The sequence below is a fragment of the Peribacillus frigoritolerans genome (genome assembly GCF_040250305.1).
Lineage (GTDB): Bacteria > Bacillota > Bacilli > Bacillales > DSM-1321 > Peribacillus.
The window spans coordinates 4,633,675-4,651,461 of the sequence record NZ_CP158190.1 but is presented as its reverse complement, the minus strand read 5'-3'; the positions used below and the strand labels follow the sequence as shown (position 1 = coordinate 4,651,461).

Annotated in this window: 13 protein-coding genes; 12 read left to right on the top strand and 1 reads right to left on the bottom strand. The window is 38.9% G+C overall.

The genetic code is table 11. From position 1 onward, the window contains the following. The first annotated feature begins 387 nt into the window (after positions 1-387). Positions 388-2,283: a PrkA family serine protein kinase gene (locus ABOA58_RS22905; protein ID WP_350300162.1), complete on the top strand. Its 1,896-nt coding sequence runs from the start codon at positions 388-390 to the stop codon at positions 2,281-2,283. Positions 2,284-2,478: 195 nt separating this feature from the next. On the opposite strand, the gene ABOA58_RS22900 is transcribed toward ABOA58_RS22905, so the two are convergent. Then, positions 2,479-2,688, bottom strand: coding sequence for a hypothetical protein (locus tag ABOA58_RS22900; protein WP_137019792.1), 210 nt, complete (start codon positions 2,686-2,688; stop codon positions 2,479-2,481). Positions 2,689-2,806: 118 nt separating this feature from the next. On the opposite strand from ABOA58_RS22900, the gene ABOA58_RS22895 reads away from it, so the two are divergent. The 11 genes from ABOA58_RS22895 (at position 2,807) to ABOA58_RS22845 (ending at position 17,774) form a co-directional block, all read left to right on the top strand. After that, positions 2,807-2,986, top strand: coding sequence for a hypothetical protein (locus ABOA58_RS22895; RefSeq protein WP_063235975.1), 180 nt, complete (start codon positions 2,807-2,809; stop codon positions 2,984-2,986). Between the two features lie 455 nt (positions 2,987-3,441). After that, positions 3,442-4,611: a sporulation protein YhbH gene (yhbH, locus tag ABOA58_RS22890; RefSeq protein WP_101223356.1), complete on the top strand. Its 1,170-nt coding sequence runs from the start codon at positions 3,442-3,444 to the stop codon at positions 4,609-4,611. A gap of 1,562 nt (positions 4,612-6,173) precedes the next feature. Further along, positions 6,174-9,389, top strand: coding sequence for a toxin Cry1Ac domain D-VI-related protein (locus ABOA58_RS22885; protein WP_350300161.1), 3,216 nt, complete (start codon positions 6,174-6,176; stop codon positions 9,387-9,389). Positions 9,390-9,580: 191 nt separating this feature from the next. After that, a complete protein-coding gene (locus ABOA58_RS22880) occupies positions 9,581-10,102 on the top strand; it encodes a hypothetical protein (protein ID WP_350300160.1) in 522 nt (173 codons plus the stop codon). A gap of 642 nt (positions 10,103-10,744) precedes the next feature. Further along, positions 10,745-12,100 (top strand): nucleotide sugar dehydrogenase, encoded by a 1,356-nt coding sequence (locus ABOA58_RS22875; protein WP_350300159.1) that lies wholly within the window; start codon positions 10,745-10,747, stop codon positions 12,098-12,100. Between the two features lie 60 nt (positions 12,101-12,160). Continuing rightward, the gene (locus ABOA58_RS22870; RefSeq protein ID WP_350300158.1) at positions 12,161-12,856 is read left to right on the top strand and encodes a YveK family protein; all 696 of its coding nucleotides are present in this window, start codon (positions 12,161-12,163) and stop codon (positions 12,854-12,856) included. 23 nt (positions 12,857-12,879) lie between these two features. Further along, entirely contained in the window at positions 12,880-13,587 is a 708-nt protein-coding gene (locus ABOA58_RS22865; protein WP_350300157.1) for a CpsD/CapB family tyrosine-protein kinase, read from the top strand. A gap of 60 nt (positions 13,588-13,647) precedes the next feature. Continuing rightward, positions 13,648-14,379 (top strand): tyrosine-protein phosphatase, encoded by a 732-nt coding sequence (locus ABOA58_RS22860; RefSeq protein WP_350300156.1) that lies wholly within the window; start codon positions 13,648-13,650, stop codon positions 14,377-14,379. A 26-nt stretch (positions 14,380-14,405) separates the two neighbouring features. Further along, entirely contained in the window at positions 14,406-16,217 is a 1,812-nt protein-coding gene (locus tag ABOA58_RS22855) for a polysaccharide biosynthesis protein (RefSeq protein ID WP_350300155.1), read from the top strand. Positions 16,218-16,473: 256 nt separating this feature from the next. Next, the gene (locus tag ABOA58_RS22850) at positions 16,474-17,058 is read left to right on the top strand and encodes a sugar transferase (RefSeq protein ID WP_350300154.1); all 585 of its coding nucleotides are present in this window, start codon (positions 16,474-16,476) and stop codon (positions 17,056-17,058) included. Positions 17,059-17,153: 95 nt separating this feature from the next. Further along, on the top strand, positions 17,154-17,774 hold the full coding sequence (locus ABOA58_RS22845; RefSeq protein WP_350300153.1) for an acetyltransferase: 621 nt from the start codon (positions 17,154-17,156) through the stop codon (positions 17,772-17,774). Positions 17,775-17,787 lie beyond the last annotated feature (13 nt).

Sequence of the window (17,787 nt, the reverse complement as noted above, 5' to 3'; positions counted from 1 at the left end):
TTGCTGTCCCCTTTTTGGAATTTAAGAAAGGCTGTTATTTTTTTATTTCACACCTGGTTTATCATTATACCCGGCAGTGAAGATAGCGGCTAAAAATGTAATAGCAACCCCAACGATAATAACTGTGCCCATGCTGTGACCTCCCTTTACCCATATTGTCCCACTTAAGTATAGGCTTAGTATACCCTAATTTTTAGCAGTAGTGCACACAATTTTTCTTGTCAGCATAATTGTCTTCGATTCTTCAATGATTAAGCCTTTTTCGATACATGGAGAGCCAAGGGCTATTCGAAACAATGGCCGGCGACTTTTTAAAGTCTGACATGTTTGTCAGACTTGGAGCATAGATTTAAGTATTCTCTGAAAGTGACAGGGGGAGGTTCCTTAATGGATATTTTAAAGAAAATCGAAAAATTTAGAGAAGATGAACAGAAGCTGAAGTGGGAAGGCACCTTCGCAGAGTACTTAGAAATATTGAAAGAAACGCCTTTAGTTGCTCAATCTGCTCATTCACGTGTATACAACATGATCAGAGATGCAGGGATAGAGGAAGTAAATGGGACAAAGAAATACAATTTTTTCAGCGGTCAGTTGTTCGGCCTTGAAGATTCATTGGAAAGGCTCATCGAGGAATATTTCCATCCGGCGGCAAAGCGGCTCGATGTCCGTAAGCGGATATTGCTTCTTATGGGTCCGGTATCAGGCGGGAAGTCCACACTCGTTTCTTTACTGAAGCGTGGACTTGAAAATTATTCATTAAAAGACACAGGTGCCATTTATGCAATAAAAGGATGCCCGATGCATGAAGATCCACTGCATCTCATTCCGCAGTATTTACGGAATGATTTTTTTGAAGAATATGGCATCAGGATTGAAGGAAACCTATCGCCGCTGAATGTAATGAGGTTAGAACAGGAGTATGGAAGCAGGATAGAAGATGTGATGGTCGAGCGTATTTTCCTTTCTGAGGATAAGCGTGTTGGAATTGGAACATTCAGTCCTTCTGACCCTAAGTCACAGGATATCGCTGATTTGACGGGCAGCATCGATTTTTCGACCATTGCCGAATACGGATCTGAATCAGATCCGCGGGCCTATCGTTTTGATGGCGAGCTGAACAAGGCGAACCGCGGGATGATGGAGTTCCAGGAGATGCTGAAATGTGATGAGAAGTTCTTATGGCATTTGCTTTCATTGACACAAGAGGGGAATTTTAAAGCTGGCCGTTTTGCATTGATCAGTGCAGATGAACTCATTGTGGCTCATACGAATGAAACGGAGTATAAAGCGTTCATTTCCAATAAGAAAAATGAAGCATTGCATTCCCGTATCATTGTCATGCCGATTCCATATAATCTGAAGGTCTCTGAGGAAGAAAAGATTTATGAAAAAATGATCCGTGAAAGTGATGTCTCGGATGTTCATATAGCTCCGCATACATTAAGGGTGGCGGCAATCTTCAGCATCATGACCCGCCTGAAGGATCCCAAAAAGGGCGATATCGATTTATTGAAAAAGATGAGGCTTTATGATGGGGAAAATGTCGAAGGATTTAATTCCGCTGACATCAATGAATTGAAAAAAGAATATCAGGACGAAGGCATGAGCGGAATCGACCCACGTTACGTGATCAACCGAATTTCCTCTACGATCATTCGTAAGGAAAATCCGTCCATTAATGCATTGGATGTACTTATGTCTTTAAAAGCAGGTCTTGATCAGCATCCGTCCATTACGAACGAACTTCGGGAGAGGTATTTGAATTTCATATCACTGGCACGTAAAGAATACGATGCCATTGCAAAAAATGAAGTCCAAAAGGCATTTGTCTATTCATATGAAGAGTCGGCGAAAATCCTCATGGATAATTATCTGGATAATGTCGAAGCATACTGCAATAAATCAAGGCTGCGCGATCCATTGACTGGGGAGGAAATCAATCCTGATGAAAAATTGATGCGCTCGATAGAAGAACAAATTGGAATTTCCGAGAATGCAAAAAAAGCATTCCGCGAAGAAATATTGATTCGCATTTCTGCATATGCGCGTAAAGGTAAGCGATTCGATTATAATTCCCATGATCGTTTACGGGAAGCGATCCAGAAAAAACTATTCGCCGATTTGAAGGATGTCGTTAAGATCACTACTTCAACGAAGACACCAGACGAAAGGCAACTGAAGAAAGTGAACGAGGTCATCACGAGACTTATCGACGAGCACGGTTATAATTCCACATCAGCCAATGATTTGCTGCGCTATGTGGGCAGCTTGTTAAATCGGTAATCCATACTTTTTTGCCCCTGCCCCCAATCGGGCAGGGTTTTATGGCCTTTTGCGGAAGGTAAAATGAATGAAAGGTGGACTTCTGAATTCCGTTGAAATCATGCACCTTTCGCTAAAGGGTGATTATAAATAGAAGGCAAGAGATTATTAAAGCACCGGGCCCTTCTGAATGGAGGGAGTCCGGTGCTTTGATTTCTATTTGGTTACATTCAAGCCATACTGTTCAATAAGTGTAATAAGTTGATTCGGTGATAGTTTTTCTTCGCTATGATCGATTTTAATTTCCCCATCATCAACATCGATGATCGCGCGTTCCACACCTTCCGTTTTCATAAGTATGGACTCAAGATTTAAAATCGGACCTTCTGACGTTGCTTCCTTTACATAAAGGGTAGTTGTTTGCATACTTCTTGCACCTCCTTACATTTGCTCATAATGTCTTATCTATACCCCATATTTCCATTAGATATGTTACGTTTTGGATTTGGAAATATTGGGTATCAATAAGTAGAGGTGATGGCAAATGAGTAAGGAAGAATTGAAAAAAGAACATGTTCCGGAAAATAGCTCCATGGCTAAAGATTATGAAGAGATGAAAGAACTTGGAAAGCAGATGGAAAATCAAAGGACGAATGAAGAATTGAAAGAGTGGGATAAACGCCCAGGTACAGTTCAACATGAAATAGAGGAAGATAAAGATTGACGAATATCACAACCAGAATCATTCTATCTGTGTGAAAGGGTGTCCAGAAAAACTGCTGGTGCACCCTTTTTGTTGTATTCATAATTACACTGGCATTTAAATAATCCTATAATCCGACTAAAGAAACCTACTAAAAAACGAACAGACCTGATGATTATCAGGTCTGTTCGTTTTTTTGGAATATTTATTTTGCAGTAGCATTTTTTAAAAAAACTTTAAAGGGCCTTTAATGCCCATGTCAGGACTTGTCTAGTTCGTAGGTAAACGTCCATTATTGAATTTTGTTGTAAATTATCCAGCATCGCTGCATAAGATAGAGTAATACTTTTCTTTTAATCCGTTTTTTCGCACTGTATTTTTGATTGGAAAACTGGAATGATGTGGGCTTTCCCACACTAATTTATTATATGAAGGAATGATGAAAAGCGTGCAAACATTTTTAAGGGGGGAAGAGAATGTCGGAAGAGAGTAATCAACAGTATGTTATCTCACAGGAAAATTGGTCCCTCCATCGGAAAGGCTATGATGATCAACAACGTCATCAGGAAAAGGTGCAGGAAGCAATCAAGAATAATTTGCCTGATCTAATTTCAGAAGAAAGCATCGTGATGTCCAATGGCCGGGATGTTATCAAGATTCCCATTCGCTCCTTGGATGAATACAAAATTCGTTATAACTATGATAAAAACAAACATGTAGGGCAAGGCGATGGAGACAGTAAAGTGGGGGATGTGGTCGCGAGGGATGGCTCACCGTCCGATGCCGGGGCCGGTAAGGGCCAAGGTGCAGGTGACAAGGCCGGCGAGGATTATTATGAAGCCGAAGTGTCGATGATGGAATTGGAGGAAGCCCTGTTCAGCCAATTGGAACTCCCTAATCTTCAGAAGAAAGAACACGCGGAGCATACGCTTGAACATATCGAATTCAACGATATCCGCAAGACAGGCCTAATGGGAAATATCGACAAAAAGAAAACGATGATATCGGCTTTCAAACGGAACGCTTTAAGGGGGGACCCAGGTTTTCATCCTATTTATAAGGAAGATTTTAAATTCAAAACCTGGAATGAGATTCAGAAACCTGATTCCAAAGCAGTTGTACTGGCAATGATGGATACTTCCGGAAGCATGGGGTTATGGGAAAAATATATGGCTCGAAGCTTTTTCTTTTGGATGAACCGCTTCTTGCGGACAAAATATGAAACTGTGGAAATCGAGTTCATTGCCCATCATACAGAAGCGAAAGTTGTTCCGGAGGAGGATTTCTTTTCAAAAGGGGAAAGCGGCGGTACGATTTGTTCGTCCGTATACCGAAAAGCATTAGAACTTATTGATCATAAATATGACCCCGCGAAGTTTAATATCTATCCGTTTCACTTTTCCGATGGTGATAACCTAACATCCGATAATGTCCGCTGCGTTAAGCTTGTTGAAGAACTCATGAAGGTTTCCAATATGTTCGGATACGGGGAAGTCAATCAATACAATCGTCATTCGACATTGATGACAGCGTATAAGAATATCGATAATGAAAAATTCAGGTACTATATCCTTAAGCAAAAGGCTGACGTTTTCCACGCAATGAAGAGCTTTTTTAAAGACGAGGAAAGTAAGAAGTATGCATGAAAAAACGCGCTAGCTTGTACTGGATTGTAGGGAAGGCGTCATTCTCTCTACAATCTTTTTTATTTATTAATCTGATTAAAAATATTCAGTTCCACATCGGGTGATGGCTGCTGTAAGTAACACTTGTTCATTCCTTTTTCACCTTCCTCCCAATAGGTAAGGATTTTCTTTCTCTCTTTGATCATTTGTTTACTGCTCGATTCAATGACGTGATGAACAAATCTGCCTAGCATTTGTACGGAAATTCAAGATATAAAGTGATGGTTTTCGTTCATGACACTTCGTTTCAACCCTTCTTCACCTGATGACTTCTTACTGGAGGCGCAATATAAAAAATGGTTTATCTCATTTCATTTTTGAGACGTTATGACTTTGAATATATTATAAAATAAAGTAGCAGTGAGGACCCTTCCCAAAAACCCCATTGCAGAAAACCCATTCTCTGAGCGGTTCCAAAACATTGTGCCTTGGATAACCCCTCTGGCTGCCTGTTCCCTATGTTCCCAGGGGGCAGGCTGTTTTTATGAATAATTTTTTCGCTCCTTTAAGAAATAAAAAGTACAGGTGGATTGAATATTAGTAGGTCTGTTTTCCTCAATAGCAAATTCGATTTTATTTGTGATGCCCACTATTCCTTATTATCCTTATGCCATTTAATCCAACGCTAGTTCTTGGGTAGTAAAATCAGCCGCTCTCTAATCTTCACCCGCTTTTTCGAAATCCAATGAAAAATGAACTGCATTTCTTTTCTGAACGAATGATTTTACTTTATGAAATACCGACACTCGCCTATTTGTATATAATGATACCAGAATCTAAATTTAGATAATATCAACATCATGATAAAGGAGAAAGATGATGTCGAAGCAATTTAACTTTTTTTTACTATGGGTGTCACAAACTTGGTTCACCCTATTGAAATACAGGATCTATTTTATTCAAGCCTTTTTAGTCTTCTTTTTGATGTATCTTTTATTAAATGAACAAGAAATAAATACGCTGAAAATCACCCTCATTTTAATAACTTCACTATCCTTTCTTAAAAGTGCCCATGGAAAAAAGGGTGAATGAAAGTATAAGTGGTATGTAAGGAGATTACGGTGAAAAGTTCTATGGGCGTATACCAAGTGCGCTGGATGATATATATGTTCATGTAATCCGATGGAACGTTATGACAATGAGCTATAAGAAAAAAAGAAGAAACTCTTCAGGGAATGTTAAAGGATAAATCCTTTCAAGCGTAAATGTGATAAGACGGAACCAATGGTTTCACTTATCACATTTTTAGTTATATAAACATAATGATGTTACCCCCTAAAAGAAACTTTGAATTTTGGACGGTGGATTGGATAAGAAGATATGCTTTTATAAAATGCTCGATCATTTCTTCCGATTAAACACATCGCCAAAAATGAAAATAATCACATGAAAATTGATGTTTAATGCCCTAATGTGGTTCCTAAAATGATTTTTTATGAATCATTATTGGAACGAGGTACTTCTCGAAAAAAAGTATTATTAATCTTGTAAGTAAAATCATTTTTTAGAGGAGCGTTTCTTTTATGAAGAAAAGTAAAATGTTAAAACCTATTAACGTTATGACAACATCATTTCTATTAGCAAGTTCTCTATTAATGCCAAGTGCAGGATTTGCAGAAGAACTATCCACACCTAAGAATGAGGAAAGTTCGAATTCACAAGAGTCTGGGGTGAAAAATCAAGAAGCTCGTACACAAACAACCGAAACTCAATCTTCAGGGAAAGCAGCTTCAAAAATGATGATAAATGAAGCAGTCGTCAATAATTTTCAAGAGTTGAAGGTTGCTTTAGAGGCGGATAATGGCATTACAACGATTCATCTTGGACAAAACATTGATATCAGCGGAGCGATTAAAATTCACCCAGCAAAAACGGAAATCGTGATTGATGGTAATAACCATACAATAACGGAAACAGGGGCAACAGGATCAACAGGTGGTATCTATGCCAACGGTAATAGTAATTTATTAAGCAGTGTCCATGTAAAAGACGCGCATATTAATGGAAAGAACTATTACGGTTTCGTTACCATACATGATGGAACAAAAAATGTAGAACAAATATTCGAAAATGTAAATTACAGCGGACCTCAACTAATATTTAACCGTAACGGGAAGGCAATTTTCAAAGGAGTTAACGACATCTATATTAATGACAATACAGTACCAGGTTCATCAGCAACTCATGAACTGGCAGAAACCGGTAGTGTGGAATTTGAAGGTGTGACTTACATTAGCCATAATAGTAGCCATGCTCTTATATGGTCTGTTGCAAAAGAACCTCAATTTAAGATCGCACCAAATGCTAAAGTGAAAATTCATACAAATAAAAGTGGGTATGGAATATTTTCTGCAACAGGCGGTGATGCAGATTTTTCCGTTGGAGCTAATGCAAAGGTAGAGATTGATGGACAAAAAGGAGTTACCCAATCTGGAAAGTTAAAATCATTTAACGTGGATGCCGGTGCAGATGTACAAATGAATAGAACGGGAACTGATTCATATCCAATGGTCTCACTTTATGGGCCAGCGAACATTAATGATCAAGCAAAACTTCATATAACAACAGAAGAGGGTCATGCTTTGGAAGTGGAAAATAAAGTATCCACCATTGATTTTAATAATCCAGAGAGTGTTGTATTGTCTTCAATGAAAAAACAAGCATTAAATAATTTAAGTAGCTCGCTTACGATGAGCATGGATACGGGCATGGTAAAACTCTGGACGAGTGCGACAGGTGATCCTGCAAATAGTTATGTGGGCAAATCCGGTGGCAATCTTACTTGGAAAGCTATGTATCGTTATAACATAGCTCAATCAATTAGTGGCAATCCAGAGAATTTCAATATTGAATTTGGTAAAACAAAAAAGATTGAATTAGGAAAAGATGTGGATGGACAAGCAGAAAGAGACCTAGCCGATGCGAAGAACAAAGTGGAAGATCTGTTCACGGACGATAAGTTCGATACATTGGAAGGCACGACGGATCAAGGGGCGATTGATGAAGCCCAAGAGGCGGTCAATAAGCTTCCAGAAGGTGCAGAAAAAGACCGTCTGCAAGACTTATTGAACAAAGCGCAAGATTTATTGAACAAAAAAGAACAAGCAGAAAAAGACCTAACCGATGCGAAGAACAAAGTGGAAGATCTGTTCACGGACGATAAGTTCGATACATTGGAAGGCACGACGGATCAAGGGGCGATTGACGAAGCCCAAGAAGCGGTCAATAAGCTACCTGAAGGTGCAGAAAAAGACCGTCTGCAAGATTTACTGAACAAAGCGCAAGATTTATTGAACAAAAAAGAACAAGCAGAAAAAGACCTAACCGATGCGAAGAACAAAGTGGAAGATCTGTTCACGGATGATAAGTTCGATACATTGGAAGACACGACGGATCAAGGGGCGATTGACGAAGCCCAAGAAGCGGTCAATAAGCTACCTGAAGGTGCAGAAAAAGACCGTCTGCAAGACTTATTGAACAAAGCGCAAGATTTATTGAACAAAAAAGAACAAGCAGAAAAAGACCTAACCGATGCGAAGAACAAAGTGGAAGATCTGTTCACGGACGATAAGTTCGATACATTGGAAGGAACGACGGATCAAGGGGCGATTGACGAAGCCCAAGAAGCGGTCAATAAGCTTCCTGAAGGTGCAGAAAAAGACCGTCTGCAAGACTTATTGAACAAAGCGAAAGATCTATTGAACAAAAAAGAACAAGCAGAAAAAGACCTAACCGATGCGAAGAACAAAGTGGAAGATCTGTTCACGGATGATAAGTTCGATACATTGGAAGACACGACGGATCAAGGGGAGATTGACGAAGCACAAAAAGCGGTCAATAAACTTCCTGAAGGTGCAGAAAAAGACCGTCTGCAAGATTTACTGAACAAAGCGCAAGATTTATTGGATAAAGATATAACGGCTCCAAATGCACCGAAACTAAATGAAGTTACAACAAACAGTAAAGAAGTAACAGGAAGCGGTGAACCTGAAGCAAATGTGACCGTCACCATTAATTCCAAGAAATATACAGGAGTTGTAGGTCCAGACGGGAAATTCGCGGTTGCGATTCCAAATCAACCAGTCCATACGGTTATTACTGTTACCCTTACCGACACGGCTGGGAATGTCAGCGAGAGTTCATCTGTTAGGGTAGTACAGTTTATGCCGAGTGAACCTGTAAAGATCAATCCTGTGTATCCAAATGCAGAAGTTATAACTGGAACTGCTCCTGAAGGGGCAACTATCGTTCGCTTATTGGTAAATGGCGAAGCACTGCGTACGGCACCTGTCAATGAAGATGGAACATTCAGTATATACAGTAAGTATGTAGGAGTAGATGAGAATGGAAATAATAAAACCCTACAAGTAGGCGATATCGTAACGGTTGACTACGGTGTTCGGACTCCATCGAACCTACAAGCTCATACTACGGTAATCAAGGAAGCGGAGAAACTGCAGGTGAATCCTGTAGCTCCTAATGCCGATTATGTTACGGGCAAGGCACCGGAGGGAACTAAGAGTCTCCGTTTGCTAGTGAATGGAATAGCGCAGAGAACAGTGTCCCATACTCAGACTGGGGCAGGATTCATTAATCCAGATGGAAGTTACCAAATTTACAGCCGGTTTATTGTGGATGAAAATGGGGTTAATCGAAGATTGCAAGCAGGAGATGTCATTGAAGTTGACAATGGACCTCTAGTAGTTGGAGGAGAAATAGCAAAAACAGTAGTAAAATAATCAATTTGATAATGATGTGAGAAGGCCTCTCCTATTGGAAGTGGGTCCTTCTTACATGTTTGAAAACGCTTCTTAAAGTGTTTGAGTATTTTTTCGTTTCAAGGAAAGGAAGTCCAATTTTTAAATGAGATAAAAGGTAGTGAAGAATCTCTCTTTAAGAAGGATTTATATTTTTTAAAAGGAGTGGAATCATGATATTGAAGAGAAGGTTCAGAAGTATTGGAATCTGTATATTCACATTAAGTATATTTTTGACAGGCTGCATGTCAGGAGAAAAGGATACTAAGGATGATCCAGTAGCAGTGCCGAAGCAAACGGACTCCACCGCTAAAGGTGATGCAGGAGAGGAGAAAGACATATCTGGCGTAAGTATTGGGGTTGAAGAAGCATTGCAGCTCGAGCACCCAGATCAAAAAGGGAAAAAAGTTTTACAGTTACAGCTGAAGGCAACTAATAAAACGGCAGAAGAAAAATTTGTAGACGTTTTTGAAATGTCGGTATGGAATCAAGAGGGTAAAAAACTACGTATCTATCCAGGAGATAATCTGGGGACGAAACTGGCTCCTGGAAAAAGTGTAAAAGGAAATGGATACTATGTGATTGAAGGAAAGGGACCTTACAAGGTGCGGTATGAAAATACTGAAACGAAAGATAAGCAGGAATGGACTATTAACAAAGTGAAGGACATGACAGAGGAAGAACCTGAAAAGTAGTATGTAATTCGCGTTTTGACTGAACATTGGAGTTCCCCCGATGAATGGCACCCCGGTTAAAGGCCATTCAATCGGGGGATTTGTATTTCTTGAACGATAGGAAGAATGGAGTATCGGATAGAGAAAGACTATGTTCGTTTTTTATCAACTGTTTGCTAATTGAGGGACGTCCATTATAAACGTGAAATGTGTGGGATTAAGTTCTTATTCAAAATGAAATATTTAATTATGGATATAGGTGTGTTGGCTAAAAACAGATTTAGTTTTACCCTAAACATGCACTTGTACGGGATTTTATGGCTAGTACCTCACGTCAAAAGAACAGGTGATTCTGGTTAAATAGGGTAGATGAATCAAAAACAGAACGCTTCATTCGAAATCTGGAACCAGCAACAAAAATAATTATGATAATTTATTAATGCTGGCGATAAAAATTAACGGGAAACTTACAAGGCAATTTTTAAGGCTGATTTCTAGGAATGTAGATCAACTATAAAATATAAATGATATATCTGGTCGATTTAGCTGATTAAGAAAGATAGCGTTAGGAATTTGTTAGTTTATTTGTATTGAATATTCATTGTGGCCTACTAATTTTAAATGTTCGTTATGTTCTGGTAAGGGAAATGGAGGAGTTGAATCATGATAACAGCAATAAAACGAGAAAGAGAGCAACAAAAAAATAATGGCCAATACTCGCACAAATCTGCTTTGCAAAGAGATTTAAAGAACAAGACCGCTAAAGTCGGAGTGATTGGATTGGGTTATGTTGGTCTCCCAACTGCTTGCCATTATGCATCTAAAGGTTATACGGTGACAGGATTCGATGTCTCTGAGACAAAAGTGGAAAGTTTAAATAGCGGAATTAACTATATCAATGATGTAGATAATGACGGGCTTAGAGAATTGATAAACCAAAAGCAATTTACAGCGACGACGGATATGAAGCTGCTCGGAGACATGAATGTCCTTTTGATTTGTGTTCCGACCCCAGTTAATAATTTGAAGGAACCTGATATCTCGTATGTTAGGGATGTAGGGAGAATTGTCGCTGAACATGTGAAAGAAGGTACATTGGTTATTTTGGAAAGTACAACATATCCAGGAACGACAGAAGAATATATCTGTACACCATTAACAGAAAGAGGCTATGGGATTGGGAAGAACCTTTTTGTAGCATATTCCCCGGAAAGAATAGATCCGGGAAATAAAAGGTTTAATTTAAGCAACACTCCAAAGGTTGTCGGGGGAATGACGGAAACCTGTACAGATCTAGCTTGCAAGTTCATCGGTCCAACAGCTCATCGTGTTAATGGGATTCGTGTTGCAGAATTAAGCAAAATCTTTGAGAACACTTTCCGATGGATTAACATGGCTTTGGTGAATGAAATGACGGTTTTATGTAATGATTTGGAAATTGATATATGGGAAACGATCAATGCGGCTTCTTCAAAACCATACGGGTTCATGAAATTCACCCCAGGCATTGGTGTCGGCGGGCATTGCATACCGGTCGATCCATACTACTTGCTCTATAAAGCAAAAGAACATGGTCATCGGACAAAAATGATTGAATTGGCTGGGGATATTAATGACGGAATGATTCACTATTCTTATACGCGCATACTTGAACTGCTTGCAGCCAATGACAAGCTCATGAAACACTCACATGTTGTGGTTTTAGGTGCAACTTACAAAAGTGATATTGATGATTTAAGAGAAAGCCCGGTCGTCCGCTTACTTGAACGATTACAAAACAAGGTCCAGAATCTAACCGTCATCGAACCCTATGCAAAAGAAATCCGAATCAATGAACAGGTTCTACAGGTGGTAAAATACGAAGCTGCCATTCTTCAAAAAGCCGATTTAGTTGTCATTGGAACACCACACAATTGTTTTGACTGGAAAAGTGTCCATGATCATGCTTCATTAATATTCGATTCCAAAAATGTGATGGAGGAAAATGGACTGTTTTCTGATAAGGTCGCAAAATTATAGGAATTGGAAATTAGAAAATGGATAAACGGAAAGTATTTTACATGGATTGGAGTTGATTGAATGGCGGAGGCACTCAATATAAAAGATCTTTTTCAAATGATGAAAAAACGCATCGTGCTCATTATCATCTTCACAACCTTATTAACGGCAATGACGGGAATCGTTAGCTTTTTCATTCTTTCACCTGTTTACCAAGCTTCTACACAAATCTTAGTCAATCAATCTAAAGAAAAGTCAGAACTTTACAATGTAGGAGAGATTCAAACCAATATTCAATTGATTGAAACGTACAGCGAAATCATAAAAAGTCCAATGATGTTAGAAAAAGTCAAAGAACGACTGAATCTTGACATGTCAAATTCAGCATTATCGGAACAAATCAAAATTGTCAGTAATGGGAATTCACAAATTTTCACCATTAAAGTTGAGGGGGCTGACCCTAAAATTGCTGTTAGTGTTGCAAGTGCAATTACGGATATATTCCAAGATGAAATAAAAACGCTTATGAATGTTGACAATGTCAATGTCTTATCCAAAGCAAATATAGGAGATAATTCCTCACCTATAAAACCGAATCCGATCATGAATACGATCGTTGCATGTTTTGCAGGGTTAATCATAAGTTTAATTCTTACATTCATGATCGAATTTTTAGACAAGACAATCAAGGTTGAGTCTGATATTGAAGAACATTTAAAAATCCCGATGCTAGGCATCGTAAATTTAATCGAAAATAAAAAAAACCGGAAATTATAAATCTGTAATCAGAACCTCAAGAGGTGAAAAGCTTGACACGCAATAAACGACATAAAACGACTGAGATAAAAAAAAGAAGCAGTATTTCCATGTTGAAATCGAAGTCACCGGTTGTGGAGCAATATAGGACGATTAGAACGAACCTTCAATTTTCCGCTGTGGAAAAAGACATAAGGTCGATGATTTTTACCTCTGCAAATGCAGGTGAAGGAAAATCGACGACTTCAATCAATGTCGCAGCAGTTTTTTCTCAGCAAGGGAAACGCATTCTCATCATAGATGCAGATTTGAGAAAGCCGAGTGTTCATACTAACTTTAATATGGAGAACTACTTGGGGTTAACGAATATCATTTCAAAGCAAAATCAATTGCTTGATGCTGTACAACCTTCCATTTATCCCAATTTAGATGTGTTGACAAGTGGACCAATCCCTCCAAACCCATCGGAGTTGCTTGGTTCTAACGGAATGGTGACAGTGTTGGATGAAGCAAAGCAGCATTATGATTTAGTAATCCTGGACACACCGCCTGTTAATGCAGTCACAGATGCTCAAGTACTAGCGAGTATGACAGACGGCGTGGTTTTGGTGTTGAGCAGCGGGAGCACTGAAATACATCAAGCACAAAAAGCAAAGGAATTACTTGAGAATGCAAATGCAAAGCTTTTGGGCGCAATCCTAAATAAGAAAAAACAAAAATATCCTGACGAATACTACTACTATGGGAAATAAAATAAGTAGTTTGGAAGTTGTTAAATATAGCATTCGGGTTAGGTTAAAGAGGGGATAACGATGATTGATATTCATAGTCATATTTTACCGAAGATGGATGATGGTGCTGGAGATATCCAAGAAAGTATAGAAATGGCGAGAAAAGCTGTAGATCAAGGGATTTCCAACATTATTGCAACCCCTCATTATAATAAGGGGATATATGAAAATGATAAGCAAAAAGTCGTGAATGAAGCTGCAAAATTGAACCTGGTGCTAGATGAACTGGAAATCGGGCTAAAAGTATGGCCAGGGCAGGAAATCAGGATATCCGATGAACTTTCAGATGATTATGATAATAACGAAATCATGGGCTTGAATGGTTCGCAGTACATCCTTCTCGAGCTGCCTTCAAACCATGTGCCAAGGTATACGGAACGATTAATTTATGAACTGCAATTGAAAAGGCTGACACCGATCATTGCTCATCCAGAGCGGAACTTGGAAATAATAAAAAATCCGCAACTTCTAAAAGAAATGATTTGGAAGGGTGCGTATTCACAAATAACTGCAGGGAGCATCACGGGTAAATTCGGATGGAGAACAAAAAGGTTTTCCAAATATTTAGTTCAATCAGGTCTTTCTCATTTTATTGCATCAGATGCTCATAATGTAAGTAACAGAGGTTTTCAACTCAGGGAAGCACATAAGTTGATTGAAAAGAATTTCGGACCAGAAATAGTCGACGCCTATAATGAAAATGCCGAGAATGTATTATACGGGATGAAAGTTAAAGAATTCTTGTTTGACTAAAAATATTAATATGGGGAGAAGTAGATTTGACATACTATAACCGGCTTTTCACATTAGTCTTTCTGGACGCTTCGGTTGTTGTGACGGCTGTATTTTTAAGTTACTGGTTAATACATCCGTATGATGAAATACCAGCATTTACAATGATAATTACGCTTATTTTGCTTGTGTGTCATTATTTCTTTACTGTTTATTTGAAACAGTATAAAAAGGCTTGGGAATACGCCAGTATCAAGGAAATGTTTAATATATTCATAGTAACGGCCTTTTCTATTACCATTACGGCCGCCTTTCAGCTATATTTTACCCATTTTCTATATAGTAGAGAACTTTTCATTACTTGTATTCTATATATGGCCATGATTGGGTGCTCACGTTTGGCATGGAGGATCTATTTTGAACGATACATTAAGCAATCACCCAATAAAAAAAGAACGTTGGTCGTTGGAGCAGGGTCTGCAGGGACGATGATAACGAGTCGGTTGTTAAAATCCAGCAATATAGACTTAGTCCCGGTTGCATTCGTTGATGATGATAAAGCGAAGCTAAGTTTAGAAATCTTCAATATACCTGTAGTAGCAGCAACAAAACATATTTCTCATGTGGTCGAGCAATACAAGATCGAACATATCGTGATTGCAATCCCTTCTTTGAAAAGAGAGGAAATAAATGCGATTCTTTCGGAATGCACCAAAGCTTGCAAAAAGACTCAAATTGTCCCTAGCCTGGAGGCGATTGTTCAAGGGAAGGTTCCAATTAATGAATTGCAGGATATCCAGATGGAAGACTTATTGGGTCGCTTACCCGTTCAACTTGATGATGAAGGGATCTCAGAAAGGATTGTTGATAGCACAATTTTAGTAACCGGTGCCGGCGGTTCAATTGGATCGGAAATCTGTCGTCAGATCATGAAGTATAATCCAGCTAAAATTGTATTGCTTGGACATGGTGAAAACAGCATTTATGCGATCGAGTTGGAATTGCGGGGGGCTTATGCAGATACAATTGAGATCGTGACCGAAATCGCGGACATTCAGGACCGCCGGAGGATGTTTCAGGTAATCGACCATCATAGGCCTAATATCGTCTATCATGCAGCCGCCCATAAGCATGTACCGCTTATGGAGTCCAACCCTAAAGAAGCGGTGAAAAATAATATGATAGGCACTATGAATGTTGCGGAGGCATCGGAGGCTGGCATGGTGGATATTTTTGTCATGGTTTCTTCAGATAAAGCCGTAAATCCGACAAGTATAATGGGTGCCTCTAAATGTTTGGCCGAGATGATGATCCAGTATAAGAGTTTGTCTAGTCATACTAAATTTGTAACGGTCCGATTTGGAAATGTCCTTGGCAGCAATGGCAGCGTCATTCCACTCTTTAAAAAACAAATAAAAAAAGGGGGACCTTTGACGGTCACTCATCCGGATATGATTCGCTATTTCATGACGATTCCGGAAGCTTCAAGATTAGTCATTCAGGCAGGGGTTCTGGCCAAAGGCGGAGAGGTATTCGTACTTGATATGGGCGAACCTGTCAAAATTATCGATTTCGCTAAAAAGCTTATCCAACTGTCAGGCTACACCGTTGAAGAAATTGGGATAACTTATACTGGAATCCGGCCAGGTGAAAAATTATACGAAGAATTGCTTGGGGAAGACGAAGTTTATTTGAATCAGATTTACCCGCAAATCCATATTGGAAAACCAAGAGAAGTAAATTGGAAAGCGATAAAAGAGATCATCACAACATATGATGACATGAGCGAAGAAACGTTAAAAGATAGAATGCTTGATTTGTCGAATTACAGGAAGAATAACAAAATTCACATACAGTGATAATGCCTCAAATCCAGGTGATGTTAGCGATTATTCAAAAAAAGTAAAGCAAGTGTTACACATTCAAATTTAATAATTTGCGTTTTTTAATGAATGAAAATTGGGTAATATATCCACTTATTTAAAAGTGTTAAAGAGAAGTAAGAATAATAGATGCGAAGTAATTTTCAATTAATCACTAGAATTCTGTATAGCTATCTGAAGAATTCCTTCGTTTACTTGATAACGATACACAATGATAATTTGGGAGGAAAAAATGAAACGGGCTTTTGAATTTTTGATATCTTGTCTGGCGCTTATATCCTGTTCACTTCTTATGCTGTTTATCGTCATCCTCATCCGTTTGAAATTAGGTTCACCTGTCATTTTTAAGCAGGAGCGTCCAGGACTTAATGGAAAACCATTTTATTTGTATAAGTTCAGAACGATGACAGATGAAAAAGATGAAAAAGGGGATTTGGTTCCTGATGAGAGGAGATTAACCGATTTTGGGAAATTACTTAGAAAATTAAGTTTAGATGAATTACCTCAATTATTTAATGTCATGAAAGGCGATGTGAGTTTTGTAGGCCCACGGCCATTATTAATGGAATATCTCCCATTATATACTCCCGAACAAGCAAGGAGGCATGATGTCCGGCCTGGAATGACGGGTTGGGCCCAAGTGAATGGACGAAATGCAATCTCGTGGGAGAAAAAGTTTGAGCTTGATGTCTGGTACGTTGAAAATCAATCCTTTTTACTGGATATGAAAATCATATACCTTACCTTGATTAAGGTATGTAAACAAGAAGCCATTACCCAGGAAGGACATGTCACAACCCAAAAATTTGTTGGATAATAGGATAAATGGTATTGATTGACGTTTACCAAAATTCAACTGTACCTCGAGGAAACAAGAAACTCCAAATTTGATGATGTGAGAAGTGATTTGAATTGAAGAAAATCGTAATAATCGGTGCGGGCGGGCACTCAAAAGTTGTTCAAGATATTGTTGAAGCAATGGGTGAATATCGGCTCATGGCTATTTTAGATGATCAATACGAAGTGCTGAAAAGAAAGGGAAATGTATATTTTGGCCCCATCTTAAGCTATAGAAGCTTGTTTATTCATTTTGAATATAAGGTAATTATTGCGATAGGCAGGAACGATTTAAGATTAAAAATCGTAAACGATCTGAATTTAGATGTAATGGATTATGAGACAGTCATTCATCCAACTGCTATAGTGGGTAAAAATGTCTCGATAGGTAAAGGAACGGTCATTATGCCTAATGTCGTCTTGAACGCTGGCGCTAAAGTGGGGAATCACGTCATTGTAAATACGTCTTCAGTCATTGAGCATGATACCCATCTTGATGACTTTATCCATATAGCACCAAGTGCTACCCTGACAGGAGCTGTCAAGGTAGGAACTGGTACCTTGATAGGAGCTGGATCTACGGTCATACCTAGCATAACGATAGGGGAATGGTGTACGGTTGGTGCCGGGTCAACCGTTATTAAAGACATTTCTGATGCATCTACCGCTGTGGGGTCCCCAGCTAGGATAATATAATAAGGAGTGTGTG

Coding starts and splice junctions, on each gene's coding strand:
- ABOA58_RS22850 (WP_350300154.1), top strand. CDS start 16,474: ATGAAACGGGCTTTTGAATTTTTGATATCTTGTCTGGCGCTTATATCC.
- ABOA58_RS22860 (WP_350300156.1), top strand. CDS start 13,648: ATGATTGATATTCATAGTCATATTTTACCGAAGATGGATGATGGTGCT.
- ABOA58_RS22875 (WP_350300159.1), top strand. CDS start 10,745: ATGATAACAGCAATAAAACGAGAAAGAGAGCAACAAAAAAATAATGGC.
- ABOA58_RS22870 (WP_350300158.1), top strand. CDS start 12,161: ATGGCGGAGGCACTCAATATAAAAGATCTTTTTCAAATGATGAAAAAA.
- ABOA58_RS22900 (WP_137019792.1), bottom strand. CDS start 2,688: ATGCAAACAACTACCCTTTATGTAAAGGAAGCAACGTCAGAAGGTCCG.
- ABOA58_RS22880 (WP_350300160.1), top strand. CDS start 9,581: ATGATATTGAAGAGAAGGTTCAGAAGTATTGGAATCTGTATATTCACA.
- ABOA58_RS22885 (WP_350300161.1), top strand. CDS start 6,174: ATGAAGAAAAGTAAAATGTTAAAACCTATTAACGTTATGACAACATCA.
- yhbH (WP_101223356.1), top strand. CDS start 3,442: ATGTCGGAAGAGAGTAATCAACAGTATGTTATCTCACAGGAAAATTGG.
- ABOA58_RS22895 (WP_063235975.1), top strand. CDS start 2,807: ATGAGTAAGGAAGAATTGAAAAAAGAACATGTTCCGGAAAATAGCTCC.
- ABOA58_RS22905 (WP_350300162.1), top strand. CDS start 388: ATGGATATTTTAAAGAAAATCGAAAAATTTAGAGAAGATGAACAGAAG.